We start from the raw sequence: 14,414 nt of genomic DNA, 5'->3' as shown, positions 1-14,414 counted from the left end.
CGCCCCGGCTCCGGCCACCTCGTCCGCGGCGCCCGCCGCGCCTGCGCAGGGCGGCGCGGGCAATTCGGCGCTCCAGGTGGTCGACTCCACCGCCAGGGACGCTGGCCTCAACGGGACCGGCGGCACGGTGATCGGCGCGGCGGTCCAGGAGACGCCGCCCAAGTGGGTCCAGCTGTCCGCGGTGACCTCGCCGGACCTGGCCGCGCCCCACCTGATCAACATCAATCAGGCGGCGCTCTACCGCTTCGACGGCGACAGCGCCGGCTCGGGCGAGTCGAACTGCAACGACGCCTGCGCCACGAAGTGGCCCCCGGTCATCATCAAGGACGGCGGCAACGTCTATCTGGCGGGCGTGAACCCGAAGGACGTCGCAGCCATCCGCCGGGCCGACGGCAAGGTCCAGGTCACCGTGGGCGGCTGGCCCGTCTACCGCTTCTCCGGCGACGCCGGGGCCGGCGACCTGAACGGCCAGGGCCTCGACGGCAAGTGGTTCGCGGTCGGCCCCAAGGGGCAGAAGGCGGTGCGCTGACCCAGGCCGCCCCGTGGACTGTGGTTCTTACCCGGCGCACCGCCGTGGATCGCGGTGCGACGGTGAGCCATGCCAGCAGTACTCGGTCGAGTGATTCCCTCGACAATTCGATGTTCTGCGAGATGCCTCGCCCCGGGAAAAGCCTGCCGCGTTACTCACCAGGCGCTGTGGGAAAGGCCTACCACGACGGCTCGACGCCGTAGTCCCGCGGTCCTGGACGCTGCCTGTGCGTCACTTCTTGCTGCCCAAACGAACCTGATCGGCCTGGTCGCTTCATTTGTCCGTGCCGACAACTGATAGAAACCCGACCATCACTCAGAAATTCCTTCCGCGTACGGCGTCCGAGACGGACCGTTCCGCCACGGCAGCCGATTTCGAGCAGATCCAGGACACCATGGCGGCCCGAATGCCGATGCTGCCCTTGTGGCAGGCGAAGCAGTACGCGGTCATCCGCAGCGACGTGAGCGGCTATGTGTACTGTCTCGATGCTTCGACCGTCTTCCGGTTCCGGGAACTCGTCAAATCCTGATCGGACATGAGGCTGATAGGGGCGGCGAGCGCGTGGACGGCACCGCGATGCTGACAGTGACGCGCACCGGTGAGCATGTACACCTGGTGCATTCAGGGAGCCGGCCGCCGGACCGGCTCAGGCGGCTTGCCAGCCGGCTGACCCCGGTCCGGCCGGGCGAAGCGGTCATCGCGGTGGGCACGCCGTTCCCCGACGTCGACGCCGAGGAGTTGTGTCACCTCCTGGCGCCGGCTCTGGAATCGAGCCTGGAGGCACACGTACGGCTGCTCGTGCTGCTGATGGCCGAGGGAGCGAGCGGCCGTGCGAACGAGTTCTCCGTCGCGGAGCTGATCAGTGAACAGTGGCGACTCGACGTCCTGGCGACAGCGGGCAGCGCCCTCGTGACCGAGGACGGATCCCTCTTCTCCCCCGACCTGCCCGGCGCCTCGGGAGGCTGGTGGCACTTCTCGTCAGGCGCCTCACCCCGGAGCGTGGGCAGTCACCTGCCCGTGCCGGGGTGGAGATCCGCTGTCCGGCGGATGGGCCGGCAGAACGTCGGCGGGTACGTCGTCGAGCCCGTTCCTGCCGGGCTGGCCATCCGGCGAGTGGGCCCGGCTTCGGTTGCCGCCCACACGCGACTGCTTGCCCTACCACCCGAGCATGAAAGGCCCCAGCTGGTACTCATGTCGTCCGACGTGCCCGCCGCAGCCCTGGCCGTGGTGATGGCTGCCCTGCCGACCCATGTCCGCAGCCTGATGCGGCTGGTGTCCTTGGACGGACGGCCGCTTCTGCGTACCGGCCAGGAACTGGCCGACCTGCTGGGCAGCGACGTCCGCCTGGCGGTAGGGGCACCCCCGGCCGACGGCGGCAGTTGCTGGGAGGTGGTGCCGTCAGCGGACACCGCGGCGGAACTCGGCATGACGGACGCCGAGGGTGAATTCTGGCGTCCGTTCGCGCGAACTGTTGTCTGTTCACCGGCCGGTGCGGGAGGCGAACGCGTCGTGCGCGTGACGGAGTGCCGGATGCCGCCGGTCCTGGAGGGCACGACGGATCGGACGGCGCCGGGACACACCCCCATCGGCAGGGTGGTCGTGACCGCGGCGGGCCTGTGGCTCGGTCCGGGCGGCACCTCGCCGCCGTACGCCGCCACCGTCCGGCCGCCCTGCCGCGACACGCTCGCTGTCGAACTCGGCTCCCCGGACCGTGCGTTCGACGAGGGCCTGTGGAAGGGCCTGGCGGTGTTGTTGGAACGGTTGGAGTCCGACCTGCGCCGGCGGGTCGTGGTCCATACGCACGGCGACCTCGCTGCGAAGGACCGCGCACGGCTGCACGAGCTGTGCGCGCGGCACAGGATCGGGCCCGGCCGTGATCACGACGGCGCGCGCGCTCATCAGGGCGTGCTCACCGGGCCCGACGGCGGCATGGGATCGGGGTCGGCGCCCCGAGGATGACACGCGTCCGCCGCGTGCGTGGCGCGCGTGCCGAGTTGTCCGGGAGCGACGGCAGGCCGGCGCCCGGACCCGCCCGCCCGGGAGCGCGCCTCGCAGATGGCCCGCGCGGCACGCCAGACAGCTTCGAAGTCGTGGGCGGTGAGAGGCTGCGCGGCACGCGCGTCGTCCGGCTCGAGGAGGATTTCGGTCAGGCTGCCGAATGTCGCCTCGTACGCGTCGAGTCGGCCATCCCGCCGGGCGGCTCGCCATTCCGACGAGGAGGCCGCCGTCACGGGCCTCTCCAGAGGCCCACGCAGTTCGATGTGGCGCGCGAGTCCGCCCCGGCTGTCGATCTCGAAATACAACCATGCGTCAGCCGTGGGCAGGTGCCTGCGGAACCAGTGCGTCATGGAGGCATTGTCACCGACAGAAAAGGTCGTGCTCCAGGGGCCGCCCGGAATGGACGGCAGGCGACCATTGATCATTTCGCATTCGAACCAGGCCGTACGCTGTCCGGATCTGCTCAAACGTACTTTCGAGTAACCCAGTTGTTTGGTCGATCGCGCAACGAAGACGCCTCAAAGGGCAACTCTCATTATGGGGAGTCGCCTTGTGCGTGGCGGCGGCTAAAAGCGGCTGTATGGTCCCTCGGAACGAGTAAGGATTGTCGCGTGGAACGACGGTGGGCATGTACGGGAATGCGCCTGATGCGGTAGGGCAGCTGCGCGCCGAAACGCACGGGTTCACACACGGCTTTCGCGTCGCGACAGATGCCGAGGCGACCTCGGGGGACATCGGATTCTGGCGGGTGCACCGTACTGCGGATCGTGGAAGCAGACCAGTGACTCCTCACGTGCCGTGGTAGCCCTTTCGGGCACATCTGGCGGAGACATCCGTGCTCGTCGCGGCGGCGGCGCGAGTGTGCCTGCGGGCACGCGGCCTCTCCCGTGTTCCGAGGGCGGCAAGGGCGCCTCCCCGGACAGCGAATTCCTGGCCGTCGCAGCACACTCGGCCGCCATGGGGCCCACCATCACCCGGAACTGACATGACGGAGCCGACCCTGCAAGGCGGCGGAACGGACACACACGACGAACAGCCGGAACGGCATCCGGTGCGGAAGCCGTTGCACCACCAATGACATGTGCGCCCAACACCGGCCCTCGGACTCCATGCGGCCGGCGGTTCCACGGTGAGGCACTTCTCCCGGAACCACCCCCCCCACATCATCGCGATCGTGCATCGAGACCACGTCGCGCCGATCCTGGAGGACCTGCGTTGACTCACAAGGAGAAATCCCCCACCCCGATATCGATCGTCGTCCGGGCGGCCGATCCGGTGTCCTTGCAGGGGGCCGAAGTACTCCTGCGCAGGTCGGACGGGACGGTCCTGCTGCCCGCCGACCAGGTGGGGCGCGCCGATGTCGTCCTCGTCCTGGCCAACGAGGTGACGGAGGAGACCATGTCCTGGATGGAGGAGGCGTCGACCATCTCGTCCAACCCGGAGATGCGGATCGTGCTGGTCGCCGACCGCATCAGCAGACCCCGGCTGGCCCGGGCGGTGCGGCACGGCCTGGTCAGTGTGCTGCCGCGGGCGCACACCGGCTTCCCGGAGATCGTGCAGGCCGTGCTCAGCAGCCGGGCCGGCAGCGCCCAGATGCCGGGAGAACTGCTGAGATCGCTGATCGAGGAATTGCGCACGCTGCTGCGCGATCCGACGGGGTCGATCCTCCCCGGCGGGTTCGAAGGCCGTGAGGTCGAGGTCCTCCGTCTGCTCGCGGAGGGCCTGGACACCACGGAGATCGCCGCCAAGCTCAACTACTCCGAACGCACCATCAAGAACATCATCTTCGCGGTGACCAGGCGTCTGAACCTGCGGAACCGGACCCACGCGGTGGCGTACGCGATGCGCATAGGCGCCCTGTGACGTGTCGTTCCCCGGCGTCGGGTCCATTGGCGAGTGCCGCTGCGGCGGGCCTCGGCCGCCTCCGGTTCACCGGTGACCAGGCGCAGACTCCTGCTCCTCGCCGAAGTGGGCCGAGCCCGACCTCGCCTGAGCCGGGGCGTCGTGCACGTCCTGGACCGGTGTGATGTACAGGTTGACCACGGTGAGGACAGCCGGAACCAGTACGGCGGCCAGTGGGACGAGGAGGGCGGCTCCACCTGGGCCTCCGCCCTGGTCGGCCCCCGCACCGGGGTTCACGGTCACCGCCGCGAGATCGGTGTGCCGAGCGCGGCAGAGCACGGCCCCGATCATCCGCCCAGGCCATTGTGACCGGAAGAACCCTGCTGCGGGAACGGCGACAAGGTCAACAACGATGCCCTTTGGGGAGATCCGCAAATCCGATCCCGGGAGATCGCGCCGTTGTCCAGGACGGACCCGGTCGCCCCGGAACGCGATGACGACGGCGGCGCGCGGCACGTCCTGGGCGCCGTCTGTGTCGCCCGTGCCTCCCCCGAGGCCGCACCGCTTGGCGTCGGAGCCGAAGCGCCCCCGAACGCGCCGCGCCGGTGATTCCCCTGTGGGGATCGAGGGCGCGATGATACAGACTGGCGCAGGAGTGAATATTTGCATGGATAACAGACACTGCGCCCACTCGACGGAAAGTGATGGCGGCGTCTCCGGATGACAGAAGTACCCCCTTCCCAGCAGCCGTTCGTCCCCACCGGCCCATTGGCTGCGGCCCTCCTGGACGGCGCGGGCAACGTCATCGGCTGGTCAGAAGCCGCCGAGTCCCTGCTCGGCCACCGGGCTGGCGACATCCTGGGCCGCCCCGCCGACGCGGTACTCACCCCGGCGGGCGGCGGTCCGCCCCGCCCCGAGAGCGGCGAGTGGAGCGGGATCGCACGGCTGCGGCACGCCTCCGGCCACGATCTGGAGCTGGGCGTCCGCATGTGCGCGATGTCGGATCCCGCAGGCCGCGCGCAATGGCTGATGACGGCATCCGCCCCCGACCCCGGTGACGGTGCGCTCCGGAGCGTGAACCGCTCCCTGCTGGACGGCCTGCTCTCACACTCGCCCATCGGCATGGCGGTGATGGACACGAGCCTGAGATACGTGTGGATCAACGAGGCCCTGGTGCGCACCTCTGGCGCGCCCGACCGGATCGGACGTACCGTCAGTGCCGTGTTTCCCGCCGAGCAAGTGGCCGCCGGCGAGGCGAAGATGCGACGGGTCCTGGAGACGGGCGAGCCGCTGATCGACTTCGAGTACCGCGGTCCCATCCTGTCGGACCCGACCGGCGAGCACATGTACTCCGCCTCCTTCTTCCGCATGGAGGACCGACTGGGCGAAGCCATCGGGCTGTGCTACCTCGTGATCGACGTCACCGAGCGCTGGAAGAGGCGCAGGCGAGAGCTGATGCTGAGCCGGGCGCGCGCCTGCGGCAAACAGCTCGATCTCATGCAGACCGCCCAGGAGCTGTCGGAGATCTGCGTACCGGACTTCGCAGATCTGGTGACCATCGACCTCCTGGACTCCGTCGTCCGGGGCACGGAAACCGCCGCCTGCGCCGAGGGCGCCCTCTTCCTCCAGCACGCCGGGCACAAGGCCGGTAGCGGAGTCCGCGCGACTGCCCTCGGCGGGATCGGCAGCCCCGTCGTCTACCGGTCCTCGCCCCGCGTCGCACGGAGCCTCGCCGCCGGCGCGGGCATCCTGGAATCACCCCTGGACGCCATGTCGAGCCAGTGGGCGCAAGGCGCCCCCGGGCGCTCGAAGTTGATCCACGACCACGGCTTCCACTCATCCATCACGGTCCCGCTTTCCTCGGGCGGCACGGCACTGGGCCTGGCCACGTTCATGAGAGCCACCAACGGCCAGCCCTTCAGCGACGAGGACCTCCAGGTCGCCGAGGAGTTCGCCTTCCACGCGAGCTCCGCACTGGCCGCCGCCCACCGCTTCACGCAGGAGCGCCGGATCTCCCTGTCGCTGCAACGGAGCCTGTTGCCCGGACGGCTCGGCCCAGACGAGGCCGTCGAGGTCGCCTGGCGCTACTTCCCCGCCTCCCAGGAAGCGGGCGTCGGCGGCGACTGGGTCGACGTGATCCCGCTGTCCGGGGCGCGCGTCGCCCTGGTCGTCGGTGATGTGGTGGGACATGGCGTCAGCGCGGCCGCTGCCATGGGCCGCCTGCGCGCCGCCGTCCACACACTCGCCGCCATGGACCTTCCTCCGGACGAACTCCTTGCCCATCTGGACGACTTCGTCACGAGCCTGTACCAGGAACAGCCGGCCCGCAAGGACTGCACCGAAGGCGACGTGGGCCTCCCCGGCACCATCGGCGCGACCTGCCTGTACGCCGTCTACGACCCCGTCGCCCGCACCTGCACGATCGCCCGGGCGGGCCACCCCGCACCGGTGATCATGCAGCCCGACGGCACCACCTCCACGCCCGATCTCCCCGTGAGTTCTCCGCTGGGCGTCGGAGACACCCCCTTCGAGGCCGCCGAGATCCCCTGCCCTGACGGCAGCCTCCTGGCCTTCTTCACCGACGGACTCGTCGACAACCGCGACCAGGGGATGGACGAGGGTGTCGCCCGGCTGCGCTCGGTCCTGCGGGACACGGACACCTCCCTGGAGGAACTGTGCGACGCGGCGGTCGACGCCCTGCTCTCCCGCCCCCTCGAGGACGACGCCGCCCTTCTGCTCGTCAAGCCCACATCATTCCCGTCCGCAGACGTCGCCACCTGGGACATCCCGGACGACCCGGCGGCCGTGCGTCAGGCCCGCGCACTCGCCAACCGCCAGCTGGAGGGATGGGGTCTGCACGAGCTGCAGTTCACCACGGAACTCATCGTCAGCGAACTCGTCACCAACGCCATCCGCTACGGCTCCCCACCGATCCGGCTGCGCATGATCCGCCACAGCGCGCTCACCTGCGAAGTGATCGACGCCAACAGCACCTCCCCGCGGCTGCGCCATGCCAGGACCACCGACGAGGGCGGACGCGGCCTCTTCCTCGTCGCCCAGGCGTCCCAGCGCTGGGGCTACCGGTACACCGGCTCGGGAAAGTCGATCTGGTCGGAGCAGGACCTTCCCTGAGCCCGGCTTCGGATCGGGGCAGGACCTTTCCGGAGTCCGGCTTCGGATCGGGGCAGGACCTTTCCGGAGTCCGGCTTCGGATCGGGGCCGGGCCCTCCCGCGTGCGGCGGGCCCGGCTCAGGCGACCGCCGCCAGGGTGTCCGCGAGCCGTCGCCGCGCCGCACGTGCCGCAGGGAGCGCCGCGAGAGCGACCGCACCCAGCACGGTGGCGGCCCCGAGAGCCAGCAGCAGTGCCCACGGAGGGCTCTGCGCGATGCCCGCCCCGATACCGCTCGACACGCTCTGCTGGTCGATCAGCCAGAGCGCGAGCGGCACCCCGAGGGCGGCCGCGGCGAGGAACGCCGCCAGCGCCGTACAGCCCGTGGCCGTCATCGTGACCACGGTGATCTGGCGCGGGGACAGGCCGATGGCCTTCAGCGCCAACAGGTCGCGCTCGCTCTCGCGGACCGAGCCACCGATCGCCGTGAGCAGCTCCACCAGACCGATCAGGGCCAGGACGAGAACGAGGCCGGCCACGACCCCGCGCAGCGGCGACAGCTCATCGGCCGGGTTGGCCGCGGCGTGCACGTCCAGCTCGTCGTGGGCCGCGACGGTCAGGCGTCGGGCGACGGTGTGCGGGTCCGCGCCGGGCCGCAGGCGCAGCTGGTAGAGGCCCGGGGTGATACGCGGGTCGTTCTCACGCAGGGTGTCGAGCGAGGTGGAGATGACACGGCCGGCGTTCTCGGGTTCGATGCTGCGACCCACGATGTGCAGGATCTGCGGCTGGTCGCCCACGGTCATGCGGACCCAGTCGCCGACCCGCACGTTCAGCAGGTCGAGCAGGCCCTGGCCGGCCACGGCCTCGTCACTGGCGCGGGGGGAGCGGCCCTCGGCGACGGCGTAAGGGTAGGGGGAGCGGGCGGTGCCGAGGCCGCGCAGCGCGATGGTGGCCGTCTGGCCCGGGACCAGCGCGGCCACCTCGACGCCCGGGTAGACGGCGGCGACCTGCGGATCGCGGCGCAGCAGGCCGCGCACGTCCGCATCGCCGAGTCCCTGGCGGGTGTGGACGGTCAGAGCGGCCGGGACACCGATCCTCTGCGGCTCGCTGCGGAAGCGGTCGAGGGTGGTCCACGCGCTCATGGCCACGACGATCAGCAGCAGGGGCAGCGCGAGGCGCGCCACCGTGGTCAAGGACCGTACGGGCCGCGCGACGGCCGCGTGCCAGCCGAGCACCAGGCCGGCCGGCACCCCGACGCCGATGGCGCGCCGCATCACCGCGGACAGCGGTCCCCTGGACGGGGCATGAGCGATCAACGGCCGCAGGGCCCGGCGTACGGCGGACCGCGCGCCCCGGCGCGCAACCGGGCGCGCCGCCCGCGCGGGTTGCGGGCGTGCCGGCGGCGCGGGCCGGGTGCCCGGCACGGGCGGCACCCGGCCCGCTCGCCACGCGGCCAGTCCCGTCGTCGCCGCGATGAACAGCACGGCCCCCGCCGGGATGGCGAACTGCGCCACCGTGTGGCCCGGCAGGACGCGCCAGATGCGGACGGCGTCGCCCAGGCGTCCTGGGACATGGCCGCCCGCGGTCTCGGTCACGGCCGCCGCGGTCAGCGCGCCGAAGACGGCGTAGGCGATGTGCTGGCAGAGGAAGACGCGGACGACCTGGCCGGGCGTGAATCCGATGGCCTTGAGGACCGATATGTCCCGCAGGTGGCCGCGGATGCGGGTGGCGATCGCCCCGTGCACGGCGAAGCCCGCCGCGATCAGCGCCCCCAGGCCGAACAGGCCGAGCACCTGGCCGAGGAGCCGGTTGTCGCCCTGCGCCTCGGCGCGTGCCTGCTGCCAGGTGGAGACCTCACCGATGGCACCGGCGCCCAGCAGGGTGACGGCGCGCTGGACGGCGTAGTCGGTGTCCGAGGGGTCGGTCAGCCGCAGTCCGACGACCTGGCCGGTGGGGTGCGTCACGGCGGCGGGCAGGGCCCAGACCAGGCCGGGCTGCTCGCCGGGGCGGTAGCGGTTCTCGGGGCTGTCGGCGACCCCGACGACCGTGACCTTTCCGGTGTCGCCGGGCAGCGTGAGCGTGTCACCGGGACCCGCGAGCAGGGCCCGGGCCAGGCTGCTCTCCAGGACTACTCCGTGGGGGGTGCCGGGGGTGAGCCAGCGACCGGAGGTCAGGAGAGGCCGGCCGACGCGGGGGAGTTCGGGGGTGGCCCGCAGTTCCACGGAGGCGCGGGTGCCACGGGCGGAGAGCGTCGTCGCGGAGGTCGCGTAGGGACCGGCCACCGCTTCGACCCCTTCCACGCCGGGCAACTCGCCGAGGTCGGTGGAGGAGCCGGTGTGGAGCCAGACGTGAGCCCCGTGGGCCTGGGTGAACGTGCGCTGCCAGGGGTTGGTGGCGTAGCCGAACAGCGCGGTGGCCAGCAGCAGCGACATGACGATGCCAGCGGTGGCGAGCACCAGGAAGAGTGCCTCCCCGCGGTGGGTGCGCAGATCGGAGTGTGCCCAGCGCAAGGTGGCGCGCATGAGATCCATCCCTTTCGGGGTCGTCGTACGTCCGCGGGCCGGCGCGTCAGTCGGAGAGCTTGAGGACTCCCGACGCTCCGGGCCGGCGCGAGGGCGTGCTGTCCAGCTCGGCGTCGTCGGCGATGCGCCCGTCGAAGAAACTGATCACCCGGTCCGCGGCGCTGGCGAGCCGGGCGTCGTGGGTGACCAGGACGATGGTCTGCCCCCGCTGGTGGAAGCGGGACAGCAGCCGCATCACCTCGCGGGTGCCCTTGCTGTCGAGGCTGCCGGCGGGTTCGTCGGCCAGCAGCAGCGGGGGATGGTTGACCAGGGCCCGGGCCAGCGCGACGCGCTGCTGCTCGCCGCCGGACAGCTCACCCGGCAGACTGCGCTCCTTGCCCGCGATGCCCAACTCGGCCAGCAGCTCATCCCGTTCGGCGCGAGCCCGCTTGGGGGAGGCGCCGGCGAGCAGGGCGGGGAGCTCCACATTGTCGGCGACCGACAGGTTGGAGACCAGGTTGAAGAACTGGAAGACGATCCCGATGCGCTTGCGGCGCTCGACCGCCCAGCGGGCCTCCCGCCAGGTGTCGGTGCACTCGCCGTCCAGCCACAGGGAGCCGCTGTCGGGCTGCTGCAGTCCGCCCAGCAGGTGCAGCAGGGTGGACTTCCCGGCCCCGGACGGGCCGGTGACGGCGACGAACTCGCCGTGGCGGACGCTCAGGTCGACGCCGCGGACGGCGTGTGCCGGGCCGCTCTCGCCGTAGTGCGTCCGTATCAGTTTCTCTGCGCGCAGCACGGGAGCGGGGCTGTCGCTCACTCCAGCTCCTCCAGCTCTTCCTGGCATCGCTCCAGCCAGTCGAGGTCCGCCTGGAGGTGCAGCATCGCGCCCTCGATCAGGAGGTGGGCGATGCGGTTGTCACGGTCTTCGACGGTGGCCAGCTTGGACAGGTTGCGCATGGAGTTGAGGTACTGGCGCCGTTGTTTGTTGATGAGGGCGATCCGGTCGGCGAGGCCGGTCCCGGGGGCCAGCGCCAGCTTCATGAAGAAGTCGTCCCGCACCCTCGGCTCGTCCTCGGGCCGTTCGAACCACGCACGCAGCTCTTCCTGCCCGGACTCGGTGAGGCGGTAGACCTTCTTGTTGGGCCGGCTGGACTGTTCGATGTCCTCGCCCTCGATGAGTCCCTGCTTCTCGAGGCGTCCGAGGGTCACGTAGATCTGGCCGACGTTCGGCTGAGGGTACGCGGAGCCCAGCAGTTGCTCAAGGCCCTGCTTCAGTTCGTAGCCGTGGGCAGGACCGCGGGCCAAAAGGGCAAGGAGGTGCAGACGCACTACCGCCGTCCTCCTGTCCTCGTAGAGTTTCTCCGGCCCCTAGTATCGCCCATACCTAACGGGTATACATGGCCTTCGGTCGTGGCGATGGCGCAGGCCGGTACGTGTCCAGGGAGGAACCTATGCGGTGGATCAACTCCGCGGGTAGGTGCCTCCTCGTTCTCGGCGTGGTGCTGACCGGATGCGTCTCCTCGAACGAGGGGGGCAGGGACGGCGGCGGGGGCGGCCGCGGGCCGCTGACGCTGGCCACGGCAGGTGACCTCACCGGCTATCTGGGCACGGTGCTCGACGGCTGGAATCGCGGGCATCCCGGCGAGCGGGTCACGCTCGTCGAGCTGCCGGACTCCGCCGACGAGACGCACGCGCAGATGGTGACCGATCTGCGTGGTGGCGACCGGAGCCGGTTCGACGTCCTGAACATCGACGTCAACTGGACCTCGGAGTTCGCGGCCGCGGGATGGATACGCCCGCTGGCCGAGGACCGCTTCCCGCTCAAGTCGTTCCTGAAGCCGGTCGTGGAGACGGGCAAGTACGACGGGCGGCTCTACGCAGTCCCCTACGTCACCAACGCCGGACTGCTGCTGTACCGCAAGGACATCCTCGCCAAGGAGGGTGTGCCGCCGCCGACGACCTGGGTGGAGCTGGAGCACGACGCGAAGACCATCGCGCCGAAGTACGGACTCGACGGCTATGCGGGCCAGTTCCTGCCCTACGAGGGCCTGACCGTGAACGCCGCCGAGGCGGTGTACTCGGCCGGTGGCACCATCCTCGGCGACGAGGGCGACCGGGTCACCGTGAACTCCGTCGCGGCCCGGGAGGGCATCGACTTCCTCGCACGCGGCGTACGCGAGGGCTGGATACCCCAAGCGGCCCTCTCCTACAAGGAGGAGGAGTCCAAGCAGGCGTTCCAGGACGGCCGGCTGCTCTTCCTGCGCAACTGGCCCTACGCGTACGCCGGCGCGTCGGCGCCGGGTTCTCCCGTCGCCGGGAAGGTCGGCGCGGTACGGCTGCCGGGTCCCGACGGGCCGGGGACCAGTGTGCTCGGCGGCTCCGATCTCGCGGTCAACACCCATGCCCGGCACCCGGATTCCGCCGCCCGGCTGATCGCGTACCTGACCAGTGAGAAGGTCCAGCGTCAGGTGCTCACGCTCGGCGCCCTGCCACCGGTGCGCGCCGCGCTCTACACGGACCCGGACCTGGTCGAGAGGTTCCCGTATCTGCCCACCCTGCGCGCGAGCGTGCTCAGTGCCGCTCTGCGCCCCAAGAGCCCGCGCTACGACCAGGTCAGCCTGGTGGTGCAGGCGGTGGTGCACGACGCGATGACCGGACACGAGTCGTCCGACGCGGCTGTCCGGCGGCTGGCGAGGGAACTCGCCGCCATTCCCGGGCGCTGAAACCCACTCTCCTAGTTACTTGTTAAGTAACGTCAAGGTCTCAACTCGCCCCTCTGTGGTGTGATTTATGCGCATTAAACGGACTGCTGTTTCGTAGCCTGTGCACTTTTCATTGACACGCTCCAGACACGTCTACTTAACATGCATGCATAACCACTGAGCACATAGAGACAGGCACTGGGTTGAACATGCACCGCTGGTGGCGCGACGCAGTCATCTATCAGGTGTACGTCCGCAGCTTCCTCGACAGCACCGGAGACGGCATCGGCGACCTCGCCGGAGTCCGGGCCGGCCTGCCGTACCTGAAGAAGCTCGGCGTCGACGGGATCTGGCTGAGCCCCTTCTACCCCTCGCCGCAGCACGACCACGGCTACGACGTGGCCGACTACTGCGACGTCGACCCGACCTTCGGCGACCTCGCCGAGTTCGACCGGCTGATGGCCGCCGCCGGACGGCTCGGCATCCGGGTCCTTCTCGACATCGTCCCCAACCACTGCTCCTCCGAGCACCCGTGGTTCCAGCAGGCCCTCGCCGCACCACCCGGCAGCCCCGCCCGCGCCCGCTTCCACTTCGCCGACGGCCGCGGCCCGGACGGAGAGCAGCCGCCCAACAACTGGCACGCCATGTTCGGCGGCCCGGCCTGGACCCGCATCACCGAGGCGGACGGCCGCCCTGGCCAGTGGTACCTGCACATGTTCACGCCGCAGCAGCCCGACTGGAACTGGCGCAACCCCGAGATCGGCGCCGAGTTCGACCGCGTGCTGCGCTTCTGGCTCGACCGCAGCGTCGACGGCTTCCGCATCGACGTCGCCGCCGGACTCTTCAAGCACCCCGAACTCCCCGACTCCGACGACCCCGAGGCCGACGCCCGCACCCGCGACTCGGTCAACCCCCTCGCCTGGAACCAGCCCGAGGTCCACGAGGTCTGGCGCCACTGGCGAGCGGTCTGCGAGGAGTACACCGCCCGCGACGGCTCCGAACGCCTCCTGGTCGGCGAGGTGTCCGTCCCCACCGGCCGCGAACACGCGCAGTACGTCCGGCCCGACGAACTGCACCAGGCGTTCTTCTTCGACCTGCTCAGCGCGCCATGGAACGAGGATGCCTTCCGCAAGGTCATCTCCGAGGCCATGCAGGACATCGCCGGCACCGGGTCCACGGTCACCTGGGTCCTCAACAACCACGACCAGGTCCGCACCGTCACCCGCTACGGCGAACCCACACCGGAAGGCAGCGGCCTGGGCCCCGCCCGTGCCCGCGCCGCCGCCCTGCTCATGCTCGCGCTGCCCGGAGCCGCCTACATCTACCAGGGCGAGGAGCTCGGCCTGCCCGAGGTCATCGACCTGCCCGACGACGTGCTCACCGACCCGATCTTCCGCCGCACCGGCAGCCGGGACCGGGTCCGCGACGGCTGCCGGGTCCCGCTGCCCTGGTCCGGCCAGGCATCCCCGTTCGGCTTCACCTCCGGAACCGAGAGCGCCCGGCCCTGGCTGCCCCAGCCCGACTACTTCGCCGAGTACGCCACAGACCGCGCCCTCGCCGACACCAGCTCCTTCTGGCACCTCTACCGCGACGGCCTCCAACTGCGCTCCAACCTTCCGAAGCTGGGCGAGGGAACGCTGCGCTGGCTGGACACCCAGCCCGGCGTCCTCGCCTTCGTCCGCGGCGACGGCCTCGTCTGCGCCGTCAACTTCACCACCACACCCGTGCCCGCC

At 70.5% G+C, this 14,414-nt stretch carries 12 protein-coding genes; 7 read left to right on the top strand and 5 right to left on the bottom strand.

Annotated elements, in window-relative coordinates; genetic code table 11:
• The 3 genes from FNH09_RS36735 to FNH09_RS36725 form a co-directional block, all read left to right on the top strand.
• Nucleotides 1-529 (top strand): COG4315 family predicted lipoprotein (locus FNH09_RS36735; RefSeq protein WP_152894220.1); only part of this gene is annotated, 529 nt, incomplete at its 5' end.
• Between the two features lie 283 nt (nucleotides 530-812).
• Nucleotides 813-1,058 (top strand): hypothetical protein, encoded by a 246-nt coding sequence (locus FNH09_RS36730; protein ID WP_152894219.1) that lies wholly within the window; start codon nucleotides 813-815, stop codon nucleotides 1,056-1,058.
• A 47-nt stretch (nucleotides 1,059-1,105) separates the two neighbouring features.
• The gene (locus FNH09_RS36725) at nucleotides 1,106-2,488 is read left to right on the top strand and encodes a hypothetical protein (RefSeq protein ID WP_152894218.1); all 1,383 of its coding nucleotides are present in this window, start codon (nucleotides 1,106-1,108) and stop codon (nucleotides 2,486-2,488) included.
• Here the strand turns inward: FNH09_RS36725 and FNH09_RS36720 are convergent.
• Nucleotides 2,428-2,877: a hypothetical protein gene (locus FNH09_RS36720; RefSeq protein ID WP_202919834.1), complete on the bottom strand. Its 450-nt coding sequence runs from the start codon at nucleotides 2,875-2,877 to the stop codon at nucleotides 2,428-2,430. The two genes, FNH09_RS36725 and FNH09_RS36720, sit on opposite strands and share 61 nt — an antisense overlap.
• A gap of 865 nt (nucleotides 2,878-3,742) precedes the next feature.
• Here FNH09_RS36720 and FNH09_RS36715 point away from each other — a divergent pair.
• Complete coding sequence (locus FNH09_RS36715; protein WP_162469653.1) at nucleotides 3,743-4,390, top strand: response regulator transcription factor; 648 nt, start codon at nucleotides 3,743-3,745, stop codon at nucleotides 4,388-4,390.
• A 66-nt stretch (nucleotides 4,391-4,456) separates the two neighbouring features.
• Here FNH09_RS36715 and FNH09_RS36710 read toward each other — a convergent pair whose 3' ends face one another.
• Nucleotides 4,457-4,708 carry a hypothetical protein gene (locus FNH09_RS36710; RefSeq protein ID WP_152894216.1) on the bottom strand — a complete coding sequence of 84 codons (252 nt, stop codon included), beginning with the start codon at nucleotides 4,706-4,708 and terminating at the stop codon, nucleotides 4,457-4,459.
• 381 nt (nucleotides 4,709-5,089) lie between these two features.
• Between FNH09_RS36710 and FNH09_RS36705 the strand changes: the two genes are divergently transcribed.
• Complete coding sequence (locus FNH09_RS36705; RefSeq protein ID WP_152894215.1) at nucleotides 5,090-7,501, top strand: SpoIIE family protein phosphatase; 2,412 nt, start codon at nucleotides 5,090-5,092, stop codon at nucleotides 7,499-7,501.
• A gap of 117 nt (nucleotides 7,502-7,618) precedes the next feature.
• Here the strand turns inward: FNH09_RS36705 and FNH09_RS36700 are convergent, their stop codons facing one another.
• Genes FNH09_RS36700 through FNH09_RS36690 form a run of 3 tightly spaced genes read right to left on the bottom strand, consistent with a single transcriptional unit; the run spans nucleotide 7,619 to nucleotide 11,308 of the window.
• On the bottom strand, nucleotides 7,619-10,000 hold the full coding sequence (locus FNH09_RS36700) for an ABC transporter permease (protein ID WP_152894214.1): 2,382 nt from the start codon (nucleotides 9,998-10,000) through the stop codon (nucleotides 7,619-7,621).
• A 46-nt stretch (nucleotides 10,001-10,046) separates the two neighbouring features.
• Complete coding sequence (locus FNH09_RS36695; RefSeq protein ID WP_152894213.1) at nucleotides 10,047-10,823, bottom strand: ABC transporter ATP-binding protein; 777 nt, start codon at nucleotides 10,821-10,823, stop codon at nucleotides 10,047-10,049.
• Complete coding sequence (locus FNH09_RS36690; RefSeq protein ID WP_162469652.1) at nucleotides 10,793-11,308, bottom strand: helix-turn-helix transcriptional regulator; 516 nt, start codon at nucleotides 11,306-11,308, stop codon at nucleotides 10,793-10,795. The genes FNH09_RS36695 and FNH09_RS36690 overlap by 31 nt, the downstream gene beginning before the upstream one ends.
• A gap of 122 nt (nucleotides 11,309-11,430) precedes the next feature.
• Here FNH09_RS36690 and FNH09_RS36685 point away from each other — a divergent pair, with 122 nt between their 5' ends.
• Together FNH09_RS36685 and FNH09_RS36680 are read left to right on the top strand one after the other, a co-directional pair.
• Nucleotides 11,431-12,702 (top strand): ABC transporter substrate-binding protein, encoded by a 1,272-nt coding sequence (locus tag FNH09_RS36685; protein WP_152894212.1) that lies wholly within the window; start codon nucleotides 11,431-11,433, stop codon nucleotides 12,700-12,702.
• A gap of 188 nt (nucleotides 12,703-12,890) precedes the next feature.
• A partial coding sequence (locus FNH09_RS36680) for a glycoside hydrolase family 13 protein (RefSeq protein WP_202919833.1) occupies nucleotides 12,891-14,414 on the top strand: 1,524 nt, incomplete at its 3' end.

It is taken from the genome of Streptomyces adustus (genome assembly GCF_009377175.1).
GTDB lineage: Bacteria > Actinomycetota > Actinomycetes > Streptomycetales > Streptomycetaceae > Streptomyces > Streptomyces adustus.
Note: the sequence above shows the minus strand (reverse complement) of the source record. Positions and strands in the feature narration are given on the sequence as shown.